This window comes from Ochrobactrum vermis, from assembly GCF_002975205.1.
In the GTDB taxonomy this organism is placed as follows: domain Bacteria; phylum Pseudomonadota; class Alphaproteobacteria; order Rhizobiales; family Rhizobiaceae; genus Brucella; species Brucella vermis.
The window spans coordinates 635,001-658,789 of record NZ_PCOC01000002.1 but is presented as its reverse complement, the minus strand read 5'-3'; the positions used below and the strand labels follow the sequence as shown (position 1 = coordinate 658,789).

Sequence of the window (23,789 nt, the reverse complement as noted above, 5' to 3'; positions counted from 1 at the left end):
TAGAACAAAAAACTAGTGGTAGTGACCGGATTGAACGCGTGCGACTTCCTCGTCCGTGAGGGAGTGCCATCGCGCTCTACGGTCCTGTCTTTCCGCTTCGCTGGTCTTGGGGATGAAAAGATTACCTTCGGGCAGCGTGGCACGAGCTTCCGCAAGGTCGCTCCAGAGCAAGCCATCGCTGCCTGCCAGAAATGCGGCTCCCCGCAGACTGGCGCGATCCTGATCCGCCATGCGCCGCACCGGCACACCGCTGAGATCAGCCTGCAACTGAAGCAGCGTATCGCTGGATGAAAGCCCTCCGCCTGCCACCACTTCCCGAACCGGAACGCCCGCCACTTTAGAGCTCGCCTCCGCACAGGAAACGACCGAATGCGCAATGCCCTCCAGAATGGCATGAGCAAGATGCGCCCGGCTGTGTGCCATCGAAAGCCCGGTCAGCGATGCCCTCCCATCGGGAACGATGTTCGGCTGGCGCAATCCCGTCAGGGTCGGCATGAAGAACAGACCTGCGGAAGACGGTACGGTTGCAGCCAGTTCGCTGATTTCCTTGGCATTCTCGAACCAGCGCATTTCATTGCAGAGCCAGTTGAGCGCCGATCCGGTTGTGGCGGCATAGGTCTCGACCGCGAAATGCGAGAGGTTCTCGCTTCGCCAGGCCGTCATGGTGAAAGTTGCTTCATAGAGGCCGGGATTTTTTGGCGTCTGTTTTCCGATCACAAGATCGACGAAGCTTCCCGTACCGTGCACGCACATGGCCTGCCCTGCATCGTGACAGCCAAGCCCGACAAGACCGCCGAGCTGGTCGCCGCAAGATGCCTTGATCGGCATGCGGATACCCAGAATATCCTGCCGCGTATAACCGAAATCGTCAGCGTCCTGTTTCAGCTCGGGCAACAGCTCCAATGGAAAATCCTGCGCCTCCACCCAGTCGGTGAAATAGCGGTTCTCAGCGAGAATATAGGCACCGGCAGAAGTCGCATTCGTCGGCGTGGTGACGGCCTTGCGTTCTTCGGACAGGTGCCACAGCAGCCACGTGTCGACCGTGCCGAAAGCAAGCCGCTTTGCCTTCCATGCCTCGCGCACGGCGGGCGTCTCCTGCATGTGGCGCGCCGCCCACAGATAGATCGCGCGTCCGCCGACAGGGCGCCCGGCAAGTGACACGAGTTTCGCGTCCCATATAGCCCCGAGCGGTTTCAGCTCTTCGGCATAGCGCGAATCCTGCCAGACCATGGCCGGAACCAGCGCCCGGCCCGTTTCCGTATCCCACAGAACACCGGTTGCGCGTTGCGTGGCGATTGCCATTGCGGCAATCTCCACGCCCGCATCACGTGCGGCTGCAATGGTCTTGCCGCACACTTCGATGGTCTTTTGCAAAAGAACATCGGCGTCCTGTTCCACCACGTTGTGACGTGGTGAAGATACGGCAAGCGTCGTGTAATTGACGGCGGAGACCGAACCGTCGGCCGCGACAAGCGCGGCCCTGGTTCCGGACGTTCCTTCATCAATGGCCAGAATGGCCTGTCTGCGTCCGTTCACATTACCCTCCGTTGTTACCGGTCGCCTGCGAACTGCGGCGCGTTCGGCTCGTCATCCGGGCTGACCTCGGTACGGGTCGGATCCCACTGAATGATCGAGCAGATGATGCAGGCAATCAGCGGAACCACCGACAGGATCAGGAATGTCGGGCCGAGGCCGTAGTTCTCGCGGAAGAGCGGGAAGACCAGCAGGCCAAGGGCCGCACCCATGGCGCCGAGCGCACCGATGATGCCATTGGCGCCTGCACGCAGTTCGCTGCGGAACGAGAGCGACGACAGGCTCTTGCCGTTTGCGCCCGGACCGCCGGAATGGAACAGGATGAACAGCGAAGGCACGATCACCGCAAGCCAGGTTGGCATGGTGTCATGGAACAGGCCCATGATGACCAGCATGACGAAGACTGCGCCGAAGCCGATGGCGGAAGCCTTGCGCAAGCCAAGTACGCGCCCGATGACCGGCGAAGAGAATCCGCCGATGATGCCGAATACGTTGAACACCAGCGTGCCCAGCATGGCATAAAGGAAATCCTTGCCGAACAGTGCCGCACTGATGAGCGGCAGATACCAGCCCACGGCGAAATACTGGATGGATTGCCCGATCTGAACGGTCGCGGCAAGAACAGTGCGCGGCAGATAAATGCCACGGAAAATCAGGGCAACGTTGGCAATACCTCGACGAGCCTGATTGAGAACCGGCAAACGATCTTCAGGCAGGGCAGCGACGAAATCGCGATGATAGATACGGGTCATCGCACGGGCGGCCTCTTCCAGCCGTTCCTTGCGGGCAAGCCAGATCGGGCTTTCAACCATGAACACGAGCTGCAGCATCATGATCGCGAAGGCGAAGACACCGGTTGCGGCAACCGAATAGCGCCAGATGGCATCACCCACATCCCAGCTATAGAACAGCATGGCCAGAAGCACGTTTGTACAAACGGCTGTGTACCAGATGCCCTGCCAGGTGTTGAGACGGCTGCGCAGGCGTGCCGGTGTGAACTCGGCAAGCACGGCCATTGCGATGGCAAAGTCGATACCGTAGGCGGCACCCACGAAGAAGCGCCCCATAAGAATAACTTCATAGGAATGGGCCGTCATCACCAGCACCGCGCCGATGAGCGCGATGAGCTTTGCGAAGACCAGCGGGCGCATGCGGCCCCAGCGATCGGCGATCCAGCCGCCAATCGGATTGAATGCAATCGCTACCCAAGAGGCGAAGGATGTCATCAGCGCGACCTGCGCTGCATCCAGTCCCAGGTCGCGCGTCATCGGCCCAAGCCCTGCGCTCAGCGCCGAATTGGCGAAGGCATCAAGGAACAGGCCACCGAGGGCAAGCCACCAGATAATACCGGCGCGGCCTCGAATACCGTCATTCGCATCAATGTAGGAAATAATATCCGGCACGCCCCTCAGGGCTATTTTACTACCGTGCATTACGGCGTCCTCCCAACGTCGCTAAGACATCTGCAAGAGGACTTATCCGGATTCCAGACACAATAAGACCATCCTTGCAGATGGTCTTAAATCTTCAGTCTGCATTTACGGTTATAGACGGTTCGGACAGCTTGTCAATCCACCCATACGCCGACTGTCCACACCCAAACTAAGAAGGCGGCACCGAATGACCAGTGCCGCCTTACCAAGCTTCAAAAGCTTCAGGCCACGTTCAGAACGCTTTCGGGCGCAAAAGCTTCGTAACCGAGCGCTTCCGCGACCGGTCTGTTGGTGATGCGTCCCTTGTAGACATTCAGGCCATTGCGCAGATGTTTGTCCTCGGCGATTGCTCTCAAACCACGATCGGCAAGCGCTAGACCGTATTGAAGGGTTGCATTGTTGAGGGCGTGAGCAGAAGTCACGGGAACGGCGCCCGGCATATTGGCCACGCAGTAATGGACGATCCCGTCCACTTCGTAAGTGGGATCGGAATGTGTCGTTGCATGCGAGGTCTCGAAACAGCCTCCCTGATCGATAGCCACGTCGACAATAACCGCACCCTTCTTCATGCCGGACAGCATTTCATGGGTGACGAGTTTCGGCGCTGCAGCACCGGGGATCAACACAGCGCCAATGACGAGATCGGCGGAGAAGACTTCGTCTTCAAGCGCCTGAATGCTGGAATAGCGTGTGTGGACGCGACCGCTGAATATATCATCAAGCTGCCGCAGACGCGGCAGTGAGCGATCCAGAATGGACACGTCGGCACCAAGCCCCGCCGCCATTCTGGCTGCATGAAGCCCGACGACACCACCACCGATGATCGTGACTTTTGCCGGAAGTACGCCGGGCACGCCGCCCAGCAGAATGCCGAGGCCGCCATTGGCTTTCTGGAGCGCTGTAGCGCCAGCCTGGATCGACAGACGACCCGCCACTTCCGACATCGGTGCGAGCAGCGGCAGCCCGCCGCGATCATCCGTTACCGTTTCATAGGCAATTGCCGTCACGCCGGAAGCGAGCAGACCCTTGGTCTGTTCCGGGTCGGGCGCGAGATGGAGATAGGTATAGAGAAGCTGGCCTTCGCGAAGCTGCACCCATTCGGAGGGTTGTGGCTCCTTGACCTTCACGATCATGTCGCACTTCTCGAAAATGTCTTTTGCGGAAGCAACAATTTTCGCGCCAGCGGCGATGTAGCTGGCATCATCGGCACCGATACCGGCACCTGCCTTTGTTTCAATCCAGACTTCATGGCCATGAGCCACATATTCACGAACTGCGGCGGGGGTCAGTCCGACACGATATTCATGGTTCTTGATTTCCTTCGGGCAACCGACACGCATAAGCGTTCCTCTCATTTTTCTGCCCACTTGCCGTGGGTCGTTGTCGATCCGAAAATGAGAACATCTGCGGCATGCAATGTCCTTGCAAAGAAGATTTGCACACCCCGGTTTTTTGGTGAATTATTGCGCAGGCGGCCCTCTTTTTCGAAGGTTCTTCGAATGAGCAATCTTGATCCTATCGATCTTGCAATTCTCAGGACATTGCAGGCCAATGCGCGCATCACCAATGCAGACCTTGCGGAAAAGGTGGGATTGTCACCTTCCGCCTGTTCGCGCCGGCTCGATATTCTCGAGAAAAACGGGGTGATTGCGGGGTATCATGCCCGCCTCTCTCAGAAGGCGCTCGAATACCGGATGATTGCGATTGTCCATATCTCGCTCTCCGGGCAGTTTGCCAAGACGCTGGCCGAATTCGAGGCTGCAGTGAAACGCTGTCCCAACGTGCTGGTCTGCTATCTGATGTCGGGCGAATACGACTATATTCTGCGTGTCGCGGCGCGCGACCTTGAGGATTACGAGCGCATCCATCGTGACTGGCTATCGGCCCTTCCGCATGTCGTGAAGATCAATTCCAGCTTTGCCCTGCGTGAAGTGATCGACAGGCCGAATGTCGGTCTCTAACTGCTTATTCCGACGTGCATCTTTTCCGAAAACCGTTTCACACTTTTCGGGATGCGCTCTAGATTGAAGCTTTCGATTCCCTGATCGTTGGAGCCATGCTGCAGTTCACCAGAAGAGTTTTGCGAGAGGCCGGCTGGGGTTTGCCCGCCTCGGTGGCTCTGCATCTTACGTTGGCATTGCTTTTTCTGGTCCGCCTTCCGGAACTTCCCTCGCCTGCTTCTGAACAAAGCGTCAATGTCGAGCTGGTTCAGCCACCGCCGCCTGAGAAAAAGCCTCAGCAGGCACCGAAACGGCCGGAACAGGCTCCCCCTCCACCTCCACCACAACCGCAGGCATTCGAGTCCGCTGCGGCCAGGCAAGAGGTGAAGTCACCGCCAGAACAGGACTTGCCGCCAACGACACCTGAAGAGGTGCAAAAGCCGGACGAACCATCAGAGGCTGCAGCCTCTACGGATGCTGACAAGACGGAAGAGAAGCCGTCTGTGGCAGAGACCCAGCCTGGCGAGCAGCTTCCGCAGACAGAGAAGCCCTCCGAATCCGGCCAGCTCGCCGCCGAAACAGCTCAACCGGCGCAGGATCAAAAGGCGGAAGCTCCCAAACCGGCGACGCCAGCCAAAAAACTGACGCGGGCGCGTGAAATCTATTCGAAGGACGCCATGTCCGATCCTCGTGTGAAACAGGCGCTGGGGAAACTCGCACCCAAGGACCGCATCATCCAGATTTGCAGCATCGAAGCGCTCGAACAGGTGCGACGCCATCGGCGCGGCGCTTTTCCGGATATGCTCGCGCGTGAAGGCGGCTCCGTTTCGACAAGCGGCCTTACGGTCAGCGATGGCGCTTTTCGTAGCCAGCGCAAATGGTACGCAATCGACTTCACGTGCAAGGCGAATGCGGAAACCATGGTAATCAACTCATTCAGCTACAATATCGGTCCCGCCATTCCCGAAGGAGAATGGGCCAGACGGCAGCTTCCCAAGGATTGATCGCAGCCATGAAAATGTCGTCCAGCCGATGTATCACCACAGCGTCCATTCGAATTGGGCAGCGTAACCGAAATTCAAGGAGACCGGCATGAGTGTGCATTTTGTCCCGCAACTGACAGTGTGTGGAATTCAGGAACTACCCGAACAGCGGGCGCGCAAAGTCACACATGTTCTTTCGCTGGTCGATCCCGACCTTCCGGAACTGGATGCGTTTCAGACTTTCGAGCAACACCATCGTGTGACGCTGCGTTTTCATGACATCATCAACGCCGCCAACAACCACACAATGCCGACGCCCGATCACATGAACGCAATTCTCCAGTTCGGCTCGGAATTTCAGAGCGCACAAAACCCGCAAGCGCCGAGCCATCTGCTGGTCCATTGCCATATGGGTGTGTCGCGCTCGACCGCAGCCATGGTTTCTCTTATGGCGCAGGCCAATCCGGACGAGGCGGCCGAAAGCCTCTTCAACCGTTTGATCGCTATTCGTCCACAGGCCTGGCCAAATTCCCAGATGATCGGCTTTGCCGACGAACAGCTTGGACGCAAAGGCGAACTGACGACCGCATTGCGCAGGCATTACGGACGCCAGATCGGGGCCAATCCCAAGTTTACCGAATGGATGACGACACTGGGACGTCAGGCCGAACTGCAGATGGCGCTGCGGGACTAATCGGGTTCTGAGAGCGTATCGTTCAGCTTGAGCCTTCTTCCCCGGCAAGTTTTGTGACCTTGCCGGGAGGCGTCAGCGGTTCGGGAATCGGAACGCCGGTATGCAATTGATCAAGGCCCGAATAGAGATCACCCTGCACCTGTGCCGTCAGCCGTTCTGCGTCACGCAGACGAATATCGCGTAGCGTATCCTCGGCGAGCCCCTCATCGAGACCAAGCTCGCAAAGCGCTTCCTTTCCGAAAAGAAGGGCGGATTCGAATGTTTCACGCAGTTCGAAATCCACGCCTGCTTTGAGCAATTCGATGGAATGCGTGCGATCATAGGAACGCACCATGAGCTTTGCTGCGGGGAAATGGGACTTGACCAGCTCCACAATCCGATTGGCCGTTTTCCGGTCGTCCACGCAGACCATGATGACTTCCGCCTCGTCGGCACCCGAATGGTGCAGAATGTCGAGACGCGATCCATCACCATAAAATATCTTGAAACCGAACCGTCCCGCTTCACGAATACGGTTGGGATCGGACTCGATAATGGAAACATCCGATCTTTGGGCCAGAAGCAGTTGTGCCGCGATTTGTCCGAAGCGCCCGAAGCCGACCATCAATAGCCGGCCTTTGAGATTATGCGCGGATTCAACACCTTCAAGCGATGGTGCTTCCGCACGCAGAAGCCGGGACCCAAGAAGAAGCACGAATGGGGTGACCGCCATCGACAAAATGATGACCGTCGAAAACAGCGCGTTGTCGCGCGCTGAAATCAACCCGTTACCGAATGCCGACGTATAGAGCACAAAAGCGAATTCTCCACCTTGCGCGAAGAGCAGGGTTCGTTCGAGCGCGGAATAATGACTGGAGCCGAAAATACGGGCGACAGCATAGATGCCAATTGCCTTTGTAACCACGTAGGCGACGAGGAAGATGAGGACCGAGGGCCAGTCCGAAGCCACCACACCAAGATCGAGCGACATGCCGACTGCCAGAAAGAACAGCCCCATCAGAAGCCCCTTAAACGGCTCGATGTCGCTTTCGATCTGGTGCCGGTAACTGGAACCCGACAGCATGACCCCTGCCAGGAAAGCGCCCATCGCCATGGAAAGGCCGCTTGCCTCCATCAGCAGAGCTGCCCCCAACACCACGATCAAGGCGCCAGCCGTCAGAACCTCCCGCGTCCGGGCACGCGCCAGTAACGAAAAGAACGGATCGAGCAGCCAGCGCCCGACAGCGATCAGCAGCAAAATGGCACCAATAGCTATCGCAATACCCAAAATCCCGCCGGATTCATGCTGAGCAGGTGAAAGAAAGGCGACAAGCGCCAGTAACGGCACGATCATCAGATCTTCGAGCAGGAGAATGGAGACTGCCTTCTGGCCATCCGGCGTGGCGATTTCCCCGCGCTCCTGCAGTATCGACATGATGACGGCGGTAGAAGACAAGACGAAGCCTGCACCGGCTATCAGTGCCGTTATCGGAGACAAGCCCAGAAGAACGCCCGCTCCAGTCAGGAGGGCAATGCAGCCGATAACCTGTGCAAGGCCAAGACCGAATATCTGCTGCCGCATCGTCCAGAGTTTGCCGGGGCGCATTTCAAGCCCGATGACGAACAGGAACATGACGACGCCAAGCTCGGAAAAATGCAGGATCGTAGCGGGGTCGGTGAAGAAGCCGAAAACCGACGGCCCCACCAGAGCACCGGCCGCAAAATAACCCAGCACGGAACCCAGACCCAATTTCCGAAACAAGGGCACCGCGACGACACCGGCGGCGAGTAGAACCACAGCGGGTCCGAGTGTCTGTCCAAGTCCTTCAGTCGCCATATGACCTCCGTGTCGGAATCCGCTTGTTGTGTTTTGCTAATATATCCAGTCAATAAAAACTGAACAATTAATGCATCTCCGTCAACCGAGCTGAAACTTCATTCGCATTGTAGCAGTGGAGCTGATTAGTGATTACATTCATATGGTTAGCCAGAACGGGGCAAAAATGAACCGGATCACCCTTGTGGGAATGTTCTAAACCGGTTTCGCAAGCAGGCCGGTCGCAAGCGCTTGAAAGGCGTCAATCGCCTTCGAGAGAATAGCTTTCGGATCGTCGCTGGCCGCGATCCAGAGCGCCGCATTCAGCGCCGCGCCGTTCAACAATCGGGCGGCGGCTTCCGGGTCGATCGGCTTCAGCACGCCTTGCTCGATCAACAGGGTCATCTTTTGCCGCGACGCTTGCAGACAGCTATTCTGGCTCGGCCATTGTGAGGGATCGCCGAGAAACGCCGGTCCATCGAGCAAGACGATGCGCTGGACATCCGGATCAAGTGCCATCTCGATATAGGCGACCCCTTCCGCCAGAAGCCCCTCCCACAGAGTATCCGCCCGCGCGGCAATCTCCTGCGCCCGTGCCGCCATTTCATTGTCCATCTGGCTGACCACGGCGGCCAGCAGTCCGCGCTTGTCGCCGAAATTATGATAGAGCGCGCCACGTGTCAGACCGACTTCGGCGGTCAGTTCATCCATCGATGCAGCAGCATATCCTTTCTCAGCGAAAGCTTTCCGGGCCGCCGCGATCAGCTTCACCCGATTTTCTTCCATCGCCTTGATGCGCAGGTTCACGGCCATCGTCATATCCATTTTATATACGGCCCGTATATGAATTGACATATAGACCGTATATGTGCTGTTTAATATACATGGCGTATATCAAATAATCCCACCGCTTGTGAAGCCACGGACAGGCAAAATCTCCCAACGATCCACGCCGCAACACGACGAAGGAAAACGAGAATGACGAAAAGAGAGGCTATTTTTCCAACAAACCGCCATGCCCTTTATGAAGCGCATGGCTATTCCGCCGCCATCCGCTCAGGCGATCTGGTTTTCGTCTCCGGTCAGGTTGGAAGCCGCAATGACGGGACGCCGGAACCGGATTTCGGAAAGCAGGTTCAGCTCGCTTTCGATAATCTTGAAGCAACACTGAAGGCTGCCGGTTGCACCTTCGACGATATCGTCGATGTGACAACCTTTCATACCGATCCGGAAAACCAGTTCGAGACCATCATGCAGGTCAAGAACCGGGTTTTCAGCAATCCGCCGTTCCCCAACTGGACAGCGGTCGGCATCAACTGGCTTGCCGGTTTCGATTTTGAAATCAAGGTTATCGCCCGCACAACCGGAAATCTGTGAGCCATATGCCGAAGTGGCCAATCCGTATGGCCGCACCGTTCTTACCCAGCATAGGGTTCCAATTGGACCGCAACAGAAAAAGGCGCCTCTCGGCGCCTTTTGCTAACTTACCAATCGGCCCAGCCATATCAATATGCACGCGCCGACGAAGCCCGCGATCAGATAGCCCAGCCAGCCGCCGAACGAAACGCCGAGAAATCCGAATATAAAACTCGCTACGGCTGCGCCGATGATACCGAGAATGACGTTCATGAATATCCCGGTATTGCTGTTCATGAAATTGGAGGCAATCCAGCCGGCAAGGCCGCCTATGATGATTGCCGCAATCCAGCCAATTCCTGCGCTTCCCATCGAGAACCCTCCTGATTACAATCCGGCGGGTACTTTGCCGCCATTATCCTTGAGTTTCTGGATGACCTGCTTGTGCAGCCAGATATTCATGGTCGCGGAATCGCCTGTGTCGCCGGTATAACCCAGCTCCTTGGCGAGTTCCTTGCGGTGGTCCAGGCTGCTGTCGAGGCCAAGGGCCTTCATCAGATCGACGATCGAAGTCTTCCAGTTGAGCTTCTGGCCGCTTTTGGCAACTGCAGCGTCCAGTATGGCACCTATATCGACCGCGCCCGTTGAAGCGGGTGCGGATGCAGAGGGTGCCGGAGCGGCAGCGCTTGTTGAAGCGGTCGGTGCCGGTGCAGGCTGTGCAGCCGTTTCCGTCCCAGGGGTTGCTGCGTGTGCCTGCCCCCAAATAGCGTTCTTAATCTTATCGAAAATCCCCATAATGAACTCCAATCGTTGAAAAATCGAAATGCCCCAAACTCCCGATTTGTCATGACCGGAAACCTGGACACAGCAAATCATCCGGTGATTCTCGGACGAACGCTCCAAATAAATGAATCAGAGGCCATTTTGTTCCCGACAAAGTTGCGGGCGAGAGTTTTCGCCAAATTCAACCCCATATCGGCGGCCGCTCGGGACCATGAATTTGGGTGGTCAAGATAAATCAGACGATCTGCACCGGGCATATCGCCAGTCCGAAACATTCCTCTATGTTGTACCACATCAGCCACGACCAAGGGGTGCTGCCGCGTGGACAAGCAGTTTGTTACATTCAATGCCGGTTCTTCGACCGTGAAGATCGGTACATTCGCATATGACGGGCAGAAAATTCGGAAAGTATCGAGAGGTGAAGTCGATCTGAACGGATCGCCGCTGACCTTTCGTTTGCGCGGTGAAAAAGGAAACCTGGACATTGCGCTGTCGGCTAAAAGTACCGACGATATTGTCACCATTCTCGAAGAACTGTTCGCAAAATTGTCGGCCCATATCACTCCGACAGACATTCTTGCCGTCGGTCATCGCGTTGTCTTTGGTGGGGACCAATTCGCTGAACCGATATTGTTAGACGACAAATATATCGACGCTATCGACCGCTTGTCCATGTTCGCTCCGCTTCACCAGCCGAAAAGTGTCGCCCTGATAAAGGCTATCCGGCATCTCTTTCCTCATCTTTCACAAACGGCTTCCTTCGATACCGCCTTTCATCAGACCATACCGGACAATATCCGGCGTTTCGCAATTCCGCGCGACTTCCATGAGCGCGGGATAAAACGATATGGCTTTCATGGTTTGTCCTACAAATCCATCATCGGCAATTTTTCCCTGCGGGAGCCGAAGCTCGCAGGTGGAAAAATCGTGGCTGCCCATCTGGGAAGTGGGGCCAGTTTATGCGCCATGGATGGCGGCAAAAGCGTCGATACCAGCATGAGCTTCTCAACACTAGACGGCATTCCGATGGCCACTCGTTGCGGGGCCCTCGATCCAGGCGTTCTCCTGCATTTGTTGCAACAGGAAAACATGCAGGCCGATGAGCTCTCGGATCTTATGTATCATCGCTCGGGCCTGCTCGGAATGTCAGGGCAGAGCGGCGATACGCGCGACCTGTTTGCAAGCGATGATGCCCACGCCCGGGAAGCGCTTGCCATCTTCACCGCCCGCATAGCCGGGGAGATCTGCCGTCTTGCTTCCTCGCTCGGCGGTCTCGATGCCCTCATCTTCACAGCAGGAATCGGAGAGCACCAACCCGCAATCCGTGAGGCAGTTTGCCGGCGCCTCGCATGGCTCGGTTTTGAAATCGATGCATCCGCCAACGATGCCAGCGCTTTCCGGATCACGAACCCATCATGTCGGGTGGCAGCTTTTGTACTCGCCACCGACGAAGAACAGATCATCGCTTCCGAAACACGAGAGGCCATCCAGAACGCCGCAGCAACCGCGCCCGTCGCGACTGCATAACAATCAGCGAAGGAGACAGAGCATGAGCAAAGCAATAGTCCAGGGGCCCTTGGCACCTCAGCAACTTGCACTGATCGATCGTTACTGGAGAGCGGCAAACTATCTTTCCGTCGGACAGATTTACCTGATGGAGAACCCCTTACTGCGCAAAGCGCTGGAGCCGGAGCATATCAAGCCACGACTGCTCGGCCATTGGGGTACGACGCCTGGCCTGAACTTCATTTATGCCCATCTCAATCGCATCATTCAGGAAAGGGACGCCAATATAATCTACATATGCGGGCCAGGTCACGGCGGTCCAGGCATGGTGGCGAACACCTATCTCGAAGGTTCCTATTCTGAAATATACCCGACTGTCAGCGAGGACGAAGCGGGCATGCGCAAGCTGTTCCGGCAGTTTTCGTTCCCCGGCGGCATCCCGAGCCATGTCGCGCCGGAAACGCCGGGCTCCATCCATGAAGGTGGCGAACTTGGATATGCACTGGTGCATGCCTATGGCGCTGCTTTCGACAATCCCGATCTCGTTGTCGCTTGTGTGGTTGGCGATGGCGAAGCGGAAACGGGAACACTTGCAACTTCGTGGCATTCCAACAAGTTTCTCAATCCTGCGCGCGACGGTGCCGTTCTGCCCATCCTGCATCTGAACGGCTATAAAATCGCAAACCCCACGGTCCTTGCCCGTCTTTCCGATGACGATCTAACCGATCTCTTCAAGGGATATGGTTATGAACCGTTCTTCGTCGAGGGCAGCGAACCCGAAGCCATGCATCAGAAGATGGCGGCGACCCTCAATACGATCTTCGAGCGGATCGAAGAAATCAAAAAGAATGCCGACGTAACGTCTCCCGACCGCCCCCGCTGGCCGATGATAATCCTTAGAAGCCCGAAAGGCTGGACCGGCCCGAAGGAAGTCGACGGTCTCATCGTCGAGAATTACTGGCGCTCGCATCAGGTGCCCGTCGCCAATTGTCGTGAAAATGATGCGCACCGCAAAATCCTCGAAAACTGGATGAAAAGCTATGACCCGCAGGACTTGTTTGACGAAAAAGGCGCATTGAAACCTGAACTGCGAGCGCTTGCGCCGAAAGGCGAGTTACGCATGGGTGCCAATCCACACGCAAATGGCGGATTGCTGCGCAAGGAACTTCATACGCCCGACTTTCGCCAATATGCTGTTGACGTCACTGAACCGGGCTCAACAGACGCTCAGTCGACGAAGATACTTGGCGAATATCTGCGCGACGTGCTTAAGCTGAACGAACCCGAGAAGAATTTTCGCGTATTCGGCCCCGACGAGACCGCCTCAAACCGGCTCAGCGCTGTTTTCGATGCCAGTGATCGTGTATGGATGGCTGAAACCCTCGACATAGACGATCATCTTTCGGCCGATGGCCGCGTAATGGAAGTGTTGAGCGAGAACCTATGCCAGGGCTGGCTTGAAGGCTATCTGCTGACTGGCAGGCATGGCTTCTTCTCCTGCTACGAGGCTTTCATTCACATCGTCGATTCCATGTTCAATCAACATGCAAAATGGCTGCAGGTTGCACGCGAACTGAAATGGCGAAAGCCCGTCTCCTCGCTCAACTACCTCCTGACATCTCATGTGTGGCGTCAGGATCATAATGGCTTCTCGCATCAGGATCCTGGCTTTGTCGATCTTGTCGCCAATAAGAGTGCTGACATCATCCGCGTCTATTTCCCACCCGATGCGAATACATTGCTGTGGGTTGGCGATCACTGCTTGAAAACCTGGGATCGCGTGAACGTTATTGTCGCGGGAAAACAACCCGAGCCGCAATGGCTATCCATGGATGAAGCCGTGCACCATTGCGAGGCCGGTCTTGGCATATGGAATTGGGCGGGAACCGAGGATGGTCTGGAACCAGACATCGTGATGGCCTGCGCGGGTGATGTTCCGACGATGGAGACCCTTGCCGCTGTCGATCTTCTGCGCCAGTCGCTACCGCATTTGCGCATCCGTGTGATCAATGTGGTGGACCTGATGGTGCTTCAGTCACCTCAACATCACCCGCACGGGCTTGCCGACGACGAATTCGACCGGATTTTCACAACCAACCGGCCAGTAATCTTTGCTTATCACGGCTATCCCTACCTCATTCACAGGCTCGTTTACAAACGCACCAACCATCCCAACTTTCATGTGCGCGGCTTCATCGAACAGGGAACGACCACAACTCCGTTCGACATGACGGTCATGAATGAACTCGACCGCTTCCATCTCGCAATTGCGGCCATCGAACGACTGCCACTCACCAAGGAGGTTGCAGGCCCCCTGATTACCAAATTCGAGGAGAAACTGACGCTTCATAGAAGCTATATTCGCGAACATGGCGAGGACATGCCGGAAATAAGGGATTGGAAATGGCCTTACATACGAAATGGCCAGCCCAGCTGATCCTGTCCAGAACCCTCCCCGATCTGGCTGGCGGATATCAAATGTCCAGTTCAGCTCGCTGGATAGCGAGCCCGATGGCACGGCTCTATCGTGGTCGATCCCAGGGTTGCAGTGCGGCCCATCAAGCCTTGATTACGATGACGATACTTCGAGGAGCAAAGAGCTGCGATGGTTGCGTATGCCGCAATCCTCGCAGTCACCTCTGAGACAGAATTTCATTCACCAACGCAAAAACCCCGCGGCATATGCCACGGGGTTTTATGTTTTGTTGCCGGTCGGATTTGATCCGTTCGTCGGGGAACTGGTTCACGGGATCAATTCCTTGTCGTCGTCCCGCTTCGGCTTGTGATCCTGCCGGGGTGAGAGCAAAAAAAAATCGATCCAGAGGATCGATTTGCGGTCGAATGGCTGCTCGATGAAGCTTGCACGAGCCGTACAGCTACGACCAGGATGGCGTATGCATCAGAGCTTTTAGTGATTTAAGGGGATTTGGTTGCGGGGGCATGCAACTACCGATACCAACATTTGTTGGAAGTTGCGATTTAGCGGGTCCTCACTTTCAATCCGGGAATCATCAATCGGCCTCTCCCTTAGCTTTTGAAAGCTGCTTTTTCTCTACCCTTTTCCGGTTGCGATCGTTCTCAAGGGGCAACCGCGGTCGCAAGTCAAGAAAATGTATAGCGATTGCGACAGCACCACCCAACGCCTCTTCAATCCGTTCCGCCTCTTCGCGCAGCAGGGAAAAAAGTTCGTCCACGTTGATTCTACGGCCCTCATCTGGATGATCCCATTTCCGATCGTTCGCAAGGGTCACCATCATGGCACCGGCACGGCTGTGCTCCGCTGCCATGTACTTTTTCACCAACTGATTCTCGATTGTGTCGCGCAAGTCTTTAGCTGTGCGTCCATCTCCGAGCTTGAGTTCGATCACCGCCTCATGGGGAGAGGCTACGGAACGCAACCTGATATCGGTTTCCTTTTCGTCTGCGGTCACGGTGGACTTGCCCTTATTTAGTGGAGAGGTTCTGTCTCAAAATTCCGGTTCATGATCTCGAACTGGATCGGCGATTTATACCCGAGGGCAGAATGTCTGCGCACGGGATTATAGAACCCGTCAATATATTCGCCAATGGCTTTGGTTGCGTCATTTCTGTTCTGGAATACAGTGCGCCAGATATAACCAGCCTTCGGCGGTCCATATGTAACTGATATCGATACCCCATTTCTGATCCGGTCCATTACAGGTAAAGTCCTGATCCAGAAGATTGGGAGCGACGGGTTCACCATGATTGCTGTCGGTTGTGCGTTTGAAGCGCGTTTTCTGCCGGGCTTTAAGACCGTTTTCGCGCATCAGTCGCGCCGTGCGGTGACGTCCTGCTCGAATACAGAGCTGGCTCGGGAAATTTGAACAGGGGGGATAAGTGGAATTTCTGCCTGACTTCGGCTTAGATGCCGTGAACAGGAGATACCATGACGAGACGACCGCGCCGGAACCATAGCCCGGCTTTCAAGGCAAAAGTGGCGCTCGCCGCCATTCGAGGCGAGCAGACGCTGGTGGAACTGTCCCAACAGTTTGACGTGCACGCCAACCAGATCAAGCAATGGAAAGACCAGCTCCTTGAGGGGGCGACAGGCGTTTTCGGCGATGAAGCGAAGGCGGAACCGACGGGTCCAACCGTCGATGTCAAAACGCTGCACGCCAAGATCGGGGAGCTGACGCTGGAGAATGATTTTTTAGCCGGAGCGCTCGGCAAGGCGGGATTGCTGAGCGGAAAGAAATGATCGACCGCGAGCACAAGCTGTCCGTCGTGCGTCAGGCGAAGCTTCTCGGCTTCAGCCGTGGCAGTGTCTATTATTCGCCGCGTCCGGTGTCTGACGGCGATCTGGCTCTGATGCGCCGGATCGACGAGTTGCATCTCGAATACCCGTTTGCCGGAAGCCGGATGTTGCAAGGGCTCTTGAGGGGAGAAGGGTTACAAACCGGTCGACTGCACGTCGCCACGCTGATGAAGAAGATGGGCATCGAGGCGATCTACCGTCGCCCGAACACGTCGAAACCGGCACCTGGGCACAAAATCTATCCCTACCTCCTGCGCAAGCTGGCGGTTACCAGACCCAATCAGGTTTGGGCGATGGACCTGACCTATGTTCCGATGGCTCGCGGATTTGTCTATCTCTGCGCCGTTGTGGACTGGTTCAGCCGGAAGGTTCTGTCGTGGCGACTGTCGATCACGATGGAGGCAGCCTTCTGCATCGAAGCAGTCGAGGAAGCGCTGGCCCGTTATGGCAGACCCGACATATTCAATACCGATCAGGGCTCGCAGTTCACCTCGATGGACTTCACGACGGTGCTGAAGAAGGCGGAAATCGCCATCTCGATGGATGGCAAGGGTGCGTGGCGGGACAACGTCTTCGTCGAGCGGCTCTGGCGTTCGATCAAATACGAGGAAGTCTACCTCCACGCCTATAAAACAGTGTCCGAGGCCCGCGCTGGCATCGGCCGCTATCTGACCTTTTACAATAGCCGACGCCCACATTCATCCCTTGACCGGCAGACACCGGATCAGGCCTACTTCAACGCGCTGGCACCAATGATGGTGGCGGCATAATCGAGGCGGAAATCCACTTAGCGAAACGCCCGAAACTGTTCAGACAAACCGAGCCACCTCTTACCTTCTTCATTCAGTTCAACATGCATTCGAGGGCTGCCATAAGTTTCACGTGACAGCTCAAACTGATTACGAATGTGAGCCAGAATGATCATATCGTCGAGTTGGCGACGACTGGGCAAACGATGCTTCCATGCATAATAACCGCTGATACTGACGCCTGCGAAAGCGCAAAGCCGTGACAGAGACATGTGGGCCTTCTCCATGTCGATGAATGCAAACTTCATCGACTTGTCTCCCGAGCGAAGAAGGCCGTCGCTTTTTTTAATAAATCTCGTTCCTGGCGCAGAAGTTCGTTTTCCTTGCGAAGCCGAGCAAGCTCCTGGCTCATGTCTTCATGCGGACCGGAGAGCAAATCTTTCTCAGCAAAATTACGACGCCAGCGGTCAAGTGTTGATTTGCCAATGCCAAGGTCCTCGGCAACCGATGAAATGCTTCGACCACTCGTCGTTAAAATCCGAACGGCTTCGCGTTTGAACTCTTCTGTAAATTCTCGCTGCTTCAACTCTATGTCTCCTGTCAGTCTTATCTAACAGAAGCCCTCCACTTTTGAAGGGGAAGTCCAGCGCGAAACGTCCGGACTAACTGGCGCAGAGATGGAATATCCTCCGCACTCAGACGACGGATACGAAACCACCGCACCGTATGGCGCAACGCGTTGGCGGCCTCCCACATCAAAGCGGATTTTCCGGCCCCTGACGGTCCGACGATCAACGCGGCCCGGCGTTGTTCAATCCCCTCCACCAACGCCGATCTGCTTCGGGGACGTTCGGCCACCAAACCTGCCGCGATGTGACCGGGTTCTACATCGACCCCGAGATAGAAGTTTGGATCGTTGAGAGGCGTAAGGAAATCGACCGGCTCACAGACGCCATCCCTGAGGGCGCATTCGATCGCGTCAATGTCGATAGCGGCCAAGACATCTCTGATTGCCGTTTCCGTGTCAGAGATCGAAACGCCACGATAGTTCTCGGACGCCAACCGGCCATTGGCGTCTGCCAAAGAGCCCACGCGAACAAGCAGTTCGGCAAAGCACATCTGGGCAGCGATCGGGGCGCAGTTCAGCCGATCTACGATCAGGCTGATCGCCCATTCCTGCGGTGAGGTCGCCACGACGATTGATGTTCGTGGGAGAAGATCACAGGACCCACCGAAATTTGAAAGTCTGGTGCTGATCGGACCTTCAATCAAACGAGCTGCAGGTTGGTCGTCGAGGGGACTGAGGCCCGCCACCTCTCGCTCAAGAACGAGCTCCAATCGCTGCGGCTGCGGTGCGGAGCCAAGCGACCGATTCCACAGGTCCTCAATGTGTCCAGCCGTCTCGCCTTCCGTATAGTCCCCAAGGTGTTCCCGCCGGCTCTTGACCAGGACAAAGCTCGTTTCTTCGCCACGCAGCTCAATGTCGTCACCACCTTCCGGAATCACGATGGCGGGCGCTCGCTGACCAGCCCATATTTCTACCGTCAACCAAGCGGACACGGCATCCTGGTAACGAAAACCCCGGCCTGCATTAGATCCAGCCCTGGATGCAGCCTTGGCCGGTTTGGACGATGGCTTAGGATTTCGGCGCGGCTTTAGGCTTTTTGTCTTCTTAGCCATGTTCCTGGTTATCGCTTTCTTCAGCCCCTTCCGTCGGAGCGTTCAGAGCCGTCTCAAGTTCAATGATGTCCTCAGTAATCGCTTCAAAGGCAGGAGCTTCGCCGAAGATCATGCCCGACATCGCGCGATAGTCGCGGCGAAGGTCGTCGAGCATCTTTCCTTCAGGACGAAGAGAGAATGTGGGGGGTGTTGCCGCCGCGAGATCGAAGGCTGGGCGATTAAAGAACATGCGGGCATGGGCCACGCAGTCGGCGCCCAGTTCGCGATCTTTCAACGCCCTTTGTCCGGTATCTGAAGCCAACAGGTGGTGTACATCGTAGTAGTGGCGCGAGACCCGCTGGCCGTTTCCTTTGAGTTCTCCGCGATTGTCGAACCAGCGCCGCAACCCATGCAGGATCACGACCTTATCCCAAAAGGTCCGTTCCGGATCGACCGTTGTGACGTTACCGACACCCAAGTCGATATCCGGGATATCGCTTTCCAGATACGGCCGGATGACGCGATCCGAATTGGGATCGAGAGCCGACTTCGCGCCGGACTCGATCTTTACAGCCTTGCCGACATAGGCATCTTCGGGTGTTGCCGTCGGATAACGCACATAGAGCGCCTGACTGTCTTCGGGGTCAGGCTCAATGCGGAGCTGTTCCGTGCTCAACCCATTGCGTTTGGCCGTTTCGCCTGTGATCGCGGACAGCCCCGCTAGGCACGAGCCATTGATGTAAGCCTCGCACGCCGCTTTGATCGCATCCAGAGCTTTGCCGCGTTTCTTACCGCTGAGAGCTTCCAGTTCCGTGATGGAAGCTGCTTCTCCCAGATCGTCACGGAAGACAGTGACATCGATATCTTCCGAGAAGCGCTTGATCACGCCGAACCCTTTGGATAGCGATGTGCCGCCCTTGAACAGCAAGCGTGGCCTGTCTGCCAATCCATTGAAGAGCGCATCAAGGGTCCAACAGACCCAGAAGTCTTTTTCGACATTCTGGGGCGTCGTGCCGAGGCGCTGGGCCGTCGTCGTATAAAGACCCAACCTTGTCTCATCGTCTGCTGCAATGACCTGATCGAATGCGGGGTTCATCATGTGCCGGCCTGTTCTTTCAACATCGGCCGCAACAGGCTCTGCATCCAGCTCGGCAGCGTCGACAGGCCCGACAACAGGTCCGCCCGGAGCGCTGGCCCATCTTTCGGATCATGAAGAATTGCGTTCAGACGACGCTTAAGAATTGCGTCGTCATCGACCTGGCCCATGGTGTCACGTAGCCAATGCAATGCCTGGACGATGCGCATGGCCGGCCGGTCGGCCCAGTATAACTTGCTCGCAGCGGTTGGCTTGAACGTGATTCCGAGTTGGCCAAGCGAGACCGACTTGAGCCGAGCATCCGCGTGCACGACGATTTTTGCAGGAACCGCATTCGTGAGTCCGAGATCATTGGCGGCAGTCATGCCATCGACGAGTACGCGGATCTGGTCCCGCCGAGCGATGGCCTCGATAACCTGTCTTGGGTCGGGAGGATTGCTTTTCTGTGTCAGACTGTTGAATGATGGCTTGTCGTAAAGCCCCCGATCCACCCGCCGCAAGCTTCCAGCGCGTGTCAGCCGCTGCAGCGTCTTGTCCACGGCGTCGCGCGCGCCAAGATCGAGGAAGTCTCGCGGCGTCCAAACCCCTCTGGTTGCACCCTTTTCGATGCGCGTCAGGATCGCGGTTTTCAAATCTAGTGCAGTGTCTGTCATGTCCGAAATATGTAGTGATATTTCGGACGGCCCGCAAGTGTAGCGTCCGAAATCTGTATGCAAATTTCCGACAAAGCGACTATCATACGCAGGTGTGTGGTTGGTTGCGAGGTACACGCCACCGATTTGAACCTGCAAAACTAAGTTGATGATTTTATTGATAGGGCGGCTTGCACGCCTGGCGCAGCCAAAACAAAAAGCCGATAACCGATTGGTTTAGCGGGGTTTTTGTTATGTCGATTGGTTGCGGGGGCAGGATTTGAACCTGCGGCCTTCAGGTTATGAGCCTGACGAGCTACCGGGCTGCTCCACCCCGCGTTATGGGTGTTATATTGTAACCGGTTTTGGTATTTTTTCGCGTATATCGCTTAAATGATCTGTTTTGTATGGGATTTGAGAAGATGTTTTGATTTGTGTGCTTAGCAGACCTGGCAGCGACCTACTCTCCCGTGTCTTAAGACAAAGTACCATTGGCGCTGGAGCGTTTCACGGCCGAGTTCGGAATGGGATCGGGTGCAGCCGCTCCGCCATAACCACCAGGTCGGCGAAGAACACAAATTGAGAAGCTGGTTGTCTTTCGTGCTGATTGTAATGATATCAGTTTAAGAGCCTCGAAGCGTAAGCTTCGCAAGGCCGACTGGCCGTCGCCGATGTTTCGGCGTGCCGTCCGCAGGCTAGCCTGACGAAGTCAGGCGCTCAGCCGTAAGGACATAGTCTTAACTGATATCTATCGAACGTTGTTCGATGGATATTGTAAATGGGAGTGATCAAGTCGATCGAGCTATTAGTACCGGTAAGCTACATGCGTTGCCGCACTTCCACACCCGGCCTATCAACGTGGTAGTCTTCCACGGCTCTGATAGGGAATACTCGTTTTTAGGTGGGTTTCCCGCTTAGATGCCTTCAGCGGTTATCCCGTCCGTATATAGCTACCCTGCTATGCCGTTGGCACGACAACAGGTCCACCAGAGATACGTCCATCCCGGTCCTCTCGTACTAGGGACAGATCCTATCAATATTCCTACACCCACGGCAGATAGGGACCGAACTGTCTCACGACGTTCTGAACCCAACTCACGTACCGCTTTAAATGGCGAACAGCCATACCCTTGGGACCTGCTCCAGCCCCAGGATGCGATGAGTCGACATCGAGGTGCCAAACAACCCCGTCGATATGGACTCTTGGGGGTCATCAGCCTGTTATCCCCGGCGTACCTTTTATCCGTTGAGCGATGGCCCTTCCACGCGGGACCACCGGATCACTATGACCGACTTTCGTCTCTGCTCGACTTGTCAGTCTTGCAGTCAGGCAGGCTTATGCCATTGCACTCGACGAACGATTTCCGACCGTTCTGAGCCTACCATCGCGCGCCTCCGTTACTCTTTAGGAGGCGACCGCCCCAGTCAAACTACCCACCATACACGGTCCTGGACCCGGATAACGGGCCGCAGTTAGACATCCATATAGGCAAGGGTGGTATTTCAAGGATGACTCCACAATGGCTGGCGCCACTGCTTCAAAGTCTACCACCTATCCTACACATGCCGACACGAATGCCAGTGTAAAGCTATAGTAAAGGTGCACGGGGTCTTTCCGTCTAACCGCAGGAACCCCGCATCTTCACGGGGAATTCAATTTCACTGAGTCTGCGTTGGAGACAGCGGGGAAGTCGTTACGCCATTCGTGCAGGTCGGAACTTACCCGACAAGGAATTTCGCTACCTTAGGACCGTTATAGTTACGGCCGCCGTTTACTGGGGCTTCAATTCAATGCTTGCACATCTCCTCTTAACCTTCCAGCACCGGGCAGGCGTCAGACCCTATACGTCGTCTTGCGACTTCGCAGAGCCCTGTGTTTTTGGTAAACAGTCGCTACCCCCTGGTCTGTGCCACCCCCACCCAGTTGCCTGAATGGAGGTCACGCTTCTTCCGAAGTTACGCGTGCATTTTGCCGAGTTCCTTCAACGCAGTTCTCTCAAGCGCCTTGGTATTCTCTACCAGTCCACCAGTGTCGGTTTAGGGTACGGTCTATATGCAGGAGCTATTTCCTGGAACCGCTTCGCTGCACATTCAATCCAATAAGAATGTACAACACACGCGATCCGTCACTACCTGCAGGCCCACGAATATTAACGTGGTTCCCATCGACTACGCCTTTCGGCCTCGCCTTAGGGGCCGGCTAACCCTGCTCAGATTAACTTTAAGCAGGAACCCTTGGACTTTCGGCGAGGGAGTCTCTCACTCCCTTTATCGTTACTCATGTCAGCATTCTCACTTCCGATACCTCCAGGATGTCTCACGACTGTCCCTTCACAGGCTTACGGAACGCTCCGCTACCACGCACAAATGTGCATCCACAGCTTCGGTGTATGGCTTTAGCCCCGGTACATTTTCGGCGCAAAGACCCTTATTTAGACCAGTGAGCTGTTACGCTTTCTTTAAATGATGGCTGCTTCTAAGCCAACATCCTGGTTGTTTTGGGATCCTCACATCCTTTCCCACTTAGCCATAACTTAGGGACCTTAGATGGTGGTCAGGGTTGTTGCCCTCTTCACGACGGACGTTAGCACCCGCCGTGTGTCTGCCCAGTAGTACTCCCCGGTATTCGGAGTTTGATTAGGATCAGTAAGACGGTGAGTCCCCATAGCCCATTCAGTGCTCTACCCCCGGGGGTATTCGCTGGACGCTCTACCTAAATAGATTTCGCGGAGAACCAGCTATCTCCAAGTTTGATTGGCCTTTCACCCCTAGCCACAAGTCATCCCAATCTATTGCAACAGATATGGGTTCGGTCCTCCAGTACGTGTTACCGTACCTTCAACCTGCTCATGGCTAGATCACTTGGTTTCGGGTCTAATGCATCGAACTATATCGCCCTATTCAGACTCGCTTTCGCTGCGCCTACACCTACCGGCTTAAGCTTGCTCGATACACTAAGTCGCTGACCCATTATACAAAAGGTACGCTGTCACCCAGAACAAATCTTGGGCTCCAACTGTTTGTAGGCATTCGGTTTCAGGTACTATTTCACTCCCCTCGTCGGGGTGCTTTTCACCTTTCCCTCACGGTACTGGTTCGCTATCGGTCATGCACGAGTACTTAGGCTTGGATAGTGGTCTACCCATGTTCAGACAGGATTTCACGTGTCCCGCCCTACTCAAGGACTTATAATCGTGTTGCGTGTACGGGGCTATCACCCACTTTAGCCAACTTTTCCAAGTTGTTCCACTTTACTCATATAAGCCACTGGCCTGGTCCGCGTTCGCTCGCCACTACTAGCGGAGTCTCGTTTGATGTCCTTTCCTCTGGGTACTTAGATGTTTCAGTTCCCCA

18 protein-coding genes, 1 tRNA gene, 2 rRNA genes and 2 pseudogenes (1 of these 23 only partly in view) are annotated in these 23,789 nt (G+C 55.7%); 7 read left to right on the top strand and 16 right to left on the bottom strand.

Annotated features, from left to right (window positions below):
* Positions 1-12: 12 nt before the first annotated feature.
* The 3 genes from CQZ93_RS17405 to ald form a co-directional block, all read right to left on the bottom strand.
* Complete coding sequence (locus tag CQZ93_RS17405; RefSeq protein WP_105543859.1) at positions 13-1,536, bottom strand: FGGY-family carbohydrate kinase; 1,524 nt, start codon at positions 1,534-1,536, stop codon at positions 13-15.
* A gap of 14 nt (positions 1,537-1,550) precedes the next feature.
* Positions 1,551-2,966, bottom strand: coding sequence for an MFS transporter (locus tag CQZ93_RS17400; RefSeq protein ID WP_105543858.1), 1,416 nt, complete (start codon positions 2,964-2,966; stop codon positions 1,551-1,553).
* A gap of 221 nt (positions 2,967-3,187) precedes the next feature.
* Positions 3,188-4,306, bottom strand: a complete 1,119-nt coding sequence (gene ald / locus CQZ93_RS17395; protein ID WP_105543857.1) for an alanine dehydrogenase — start codon at positions 4,304-4,306, stop codon at positions 3,188-3,190.
* Positions 4,307-4,465: 159 nt separating this feature from the next.
* Here ald and CQZ93_RS17390 point away from each other — a divergent pair, with 159 nt between their 5' ends.
* The 3 genes from CQZ93_RS17390 to CQZ93_RS17380 all read left to right on the top strand — a co-directional run bounded on the left by CQZ93_RS17390 (position 4,466) and on the right by CQZ93_RS17380 (position 6,583).
* Positions 4,466-4,927, top strand: a complete 462-nt coding sequence (locus CQZ93_RS17390) for an Lrp/AsnC family transcriptional regulator (protein WP_105543856.1) — start codon at positions 4,466-4,468, stop codon at positions 4,925-4,927.
* A gap of 95 nt (positions 4,928-5,022) precedes the next feature.
* Positions 5,023-5,910, top strand: a complete 888-nt coding sequence (locus CQZ93_RS17385) for a DUF930 domain-containing protein (protein ID WP_105543855.1) — start codon at positions 5,023-5,025, stop codon at positions 5,908-5,910.
* A gap of 88 nt (positions 5,911-5,998) precedes the next feature.
* Entirely contained in the window at positions 5,999-6,583 is a 585-nt protein-coding gene (locus CQZ93_RS17380) for a tyrosine phosphatase family protein (RefSeq protein ID WP_105543854.1), read from the top strand.
* A gap of 22 nt (positions 6,584-6,605) precedes the next feature.
* On the opposite strand, the gene CQZ93_RS17375 is transcribed toward CQZ93_RS17380, so the two are convergent.
* Both CQZ93_RS17375 and CQZ93_RS17370 read right to left on the bottom strand, forming a co-directional pair.
* Positions 6,606-8,399, bottom strand: a complete 1,794-nt coding sequence (locus CQZ93_RS17375) for a monovalent cation:proton antiporter-2 (CPA2) family protein (protein WP_105543853.1) — start codon at positions 8,397-8,399, stop codon at positions 6,606-6,608.
* Positions 8,400-8,594: 195 nt separating this feature from the next.
* On the bottom strand, positions 8,595-9,191 hold the full coding sequence (locus CQZ93_RS17370; RefSeq protein ID WP_105543852.1) for a TetR/AcrR family transcriptional regulator: 597 nt from the start codon (positions 9,189-9,191) through the stop codon (positions 8,595-8,597).
* Positions 9,192-9,356: 165 nt separating this feature from the next.
* Between CQZ93_RS17370 and CQZ93_RS17365 the strand changes: the two genes are divergently transcribed.
* Positions 9,357-9,755: a RidA family protein gene (locus CQZ93_RS17365; RefSeq protein WP_105543851.1), complete on the top strand. Its 399-nt coding sequence runs from the start codon at positions 9,357-9,359 to the stop codon at positions 9,753-9,755.
* Positions 9,756-9,857: 102 nt separating this feature from the next.
* Here CQZ93_RS17365 and CQZ93_RS17360 read toward each other — a convergent pair whose 3' ends face one another.
* Positions 9,858-10,106 (bottom strand): GlsB/YeaQ/YmgE family stress response membrane protein, encoded by a 249-nt coding sequence (locus tag CQZ93_RS17360; RefSeq protein ID WP_105543850.1) that lies wholly within the window; start codon positions 10,104-10,106, stop codon positions 9,858-9,860.
* Positions 10,107-10,121: 15 nt separating this feature from the next.
* Positions 10,122-10,529: a DUF3597 domain-containing protein gene (locus CQZ93_RS17355; RefSeq protein WP_105545192.1), complete on the bottom strand. Its 408-nt coding sequence runs from the start codon at positions 10,527-10,529 to the stop codon at positions 10,122-10,124.
* 309 nt (positions 10,530-10,838) lie between these two features.
* On the opposite strand from CQZ93_RS17355, the gene CQZ93_RS17350 reads away from it, so the two are divergent.
* The gene (locus CQZ93_RS17350) at positions 10,839-12,044 is read left to right on the top strand and encodes an acetate/propionate family kinase (RefSeq protein ID WP_105543849.1); all 1,206 of its coding nucleotides are present in this window, start codon (positions 10,839-10,841) and stop codon (positions 12,042-12,044) included.
* A gap of 22 nt (positions 12,045-12,066) precedes the next feature.
* A complete protein-coding gene (locus tag CQZ93_RS17345; RefSeq protein ID WP_105543848.1) occupies positions 12,067-14,460 on the top strand; it encodes a phosphoketolase family protein in 2,394 nt (797 codons plus the stop codon).
* 574 nt (positions 14,461-15,034) lie between these two features.
* Here the strand turns inward: CQZ93_RS17345 and CQZ93_RS17340 are convergent.
* Together CQZ93_RS17340 and CQZ93_RS17335 are read right to left on the bottom strand one after the other, a co-directional pair.
* Positions 15,035-15,454, bottom strand: coding sequence for a hypothetical protein (locus tag CQZ93_RS17340; protein ID WP_210201109.1), 420 nt, complete (start codon positions 15,452-15,454; stop codon positions 15,035-15,037).
* A gap of 17 nt (positions 15,455-15,471) precedes the next feature.
* Positions 15,472-15,844 (bottom strand): annotated as a pseudogene (locus CQZ93_RS17335) (IS3 family transposase); the annotation flags it as partial.
* Positions 15,845-15,930: 86 nt separating this feature from the next.
* On the opposite strand from CQZ93_RS17335, the gene CQZ93_RS17330 reads away from it, so the two are divergent.
* Positions 15,931-17,069, top strand: a protein-coding gene (locus CQZ93_RS17330; protein ID WP_105541261.1) for an IS3 family transposase whose coding sequence is annotated in 2 segments (ribosomal slippage) — positions 15,931-16,198 and positions 16,198-17,069 — 1,140 coding nt in all. Because the reading frame shifts where the segments join, the coding sequence is not laid out codon by codon here.
* A 62-nt stretch (positions 17,070-17,131) separates the two neighbouring features.
* Here CQZ93_RS17330 and CQZ93_RS17320 read toward each other — a convergent pair.
* From CQZ93_RS17320 to CQZ93_RS17290, 7 genes and pseudogenes are all read right to left on the bottom strand, one after another.
* Positions 17,132-17,640, bottom strand: a pseudogene (locus CQZ93_RS17320) (transposase); the annotation flags it as partial.
* Between the two features lie 14 nt (positions 17,641-17,654).
* The gene (locus CQZ93_RS17315) at positions 17,655-18,728 is read right to left on the bottom strand and encodes a hypothetical protein (protein WP_286154031.1); all 1,074 of its coding nucleotides are present in this window, start codon (positions 18,726-18,728) and stop codon (positions 17,655-17,657) included.
* Complete coding sequence (locus CQZ93_RS17310) at positions 18,721-19,806, bottom strand: nucleotidyl transferase AbiEii/AbiGii toxin family protein (protein WP_434059886.1); 1,086 nt, start codon at positions 19,804-19,806, stop codon at positions 18,721-18,723. The genes CQZ93_RS17315 and CQZ93_RS17310 overlap by 8 nt, the downstream gene beginning before the upstream one ends.
* Positions 19,803-20,456 carry a DUF6088 family protein gene (locus CQZ93_RS17305; protein WP_105543847.1) on the bottom strand — a complete coding sequence of 218 codons (654 nt, stop codon included), beginning with the start codon at positions 20,454-20,456 and terminating at the stop codon, positions 19,803-19,805. Before CQZ93_RS17305 ends, CQZ93_RS17310 begins: the two co-directional genes overlap by 4 nt.
* Positions 20,457-20,697: 241 nt before the next feature.
* Positions 20,698-20,774 (bottom strand) — tRNA-Met (locus CQZ93_RS17300).
* 108 nt (positions 20,775-20,882) lie between these two features.
* A 5S ribosomal RNA gene (rrf, locus tag CQZ93_RS17295) occupies positions 20,883-20,997 on the bottom strand.
* Positions 20,998-21,219: 222 nt separating this feature from the next.
* A 23S ribosomal RNA gene (locus CQZ93_RS17290) occupies positions 21,220-23,789 on the bottom strand; it runs 335 nt beyond the window's last position.

What these genes read in the sequence shown, in the direction of transcription:
- CQZ93_RS17355 (WP_105545192.1), bottom strand. Translation starts at nt 10,529, where the DNA reads ATGGGGATTTTCGATAAGATTAAGAACGCTATTTGGGGGCAGGCACAC.
- CQZ93_RS17345 (WP_105543848.1), top strand. Translation starts at nt 12,067, where the DNA reads ATGAGCAAAGCAATAGTCCAGGGGCCCTTGGCACCTCAGCAACTTGCA.
- ald (WP_105543857.1), bottom strand. Translation starts at nt 4,306, where the DNA reads ATGCGTGTCGGTTGCCCGAAGGAAATCAAGAACCATGAATATCGTGTC.
- CQZ93_RS17365 (WP_105543851.1), top strand. Translation starts at nt 9,357, where the DNA reads ATGACGAAAAGAGAGGCTATTTTTCCAACAAACCGCCATGCCCTTTAT.
- CQZ93_RS17305 (WP_105543847.1), bottom strand. Translation starts at nt 20,456, where the DNA reads ATGACAGACACTGCACTAGATTTGAAAACCGCGATCCTGACGCGCATC.
- CQZ93_RS17370 (WP_105543852.1), bottom strand. Translation starts at nt 9,191, where the DNA reads ATGGCCGTGAACCTGCGCATCAAGGCGATGGAAGAAAATCGGGTGAAG.
- CQZ93_RS17310 (WP_434059886.1), bottom strand. Translation starts at nt 19,806, where the DNA reads ATGATGAACCCCGCATTCGATCAGGTCATTGCAGCAGACGATGAGACA.
- CQZ93_RS17385 (WP_105543855.1), top strand. Translation starts at nt 5,023, where the DNA reads ATGCTGCAGTTCACCAGAAGAGTTTTGCGAGAGGCCGGCTGGGGTTTG.
- CQZ93_RS17375 (WP_105543853.1), bottom strand. Translation starts at nt 8,399, where the DNA reads ATGGCGACTGAAGGACTTGGACAGACACTCGGACCCGCTGTGGTTCTA.
- CQZ93_RS17390 (WP_105543856.1), top strand. Translation starts at nt 4,466, where the DNA reads ATGAGCAATCTTGATCCTATCGATCTTGCAATTCTCAGGACATTGCAG.
- CQZ93_RS17360 (WP_105543850.1), bottom strand. Translation starts at nt 10,106, where the DNA reads ATGGGAAGCGCAGGAATTGGCTGGATTGCGGCAATCATCATAGGCGGC.
- CQZ93_RS17380 (WP_105543854.1), top strand. Translation starts at nt 5,999, where the DNA reads ATGAGTGTGCATTTTGTCCCGCAACTGACAGTGTGTGGAATTCAGGAA.
- CQZ93_RS17400 (WP_105543858.1), bottom strand. Translation starts at nt 2,966, where the DNA reads ATGCACGGTAGTAAAATAGCCCTGAGGGGCGTGCCGGATATTATTTCC.
- CQZ93_RS17315 (WP_286154031.1), bottom strand. Translation starts at nt 18,728, where the DNA reads ATGGCTAAGAAGACAAAAAGCCTAAAGCCGCGCCGAAATCCTAAGCCA.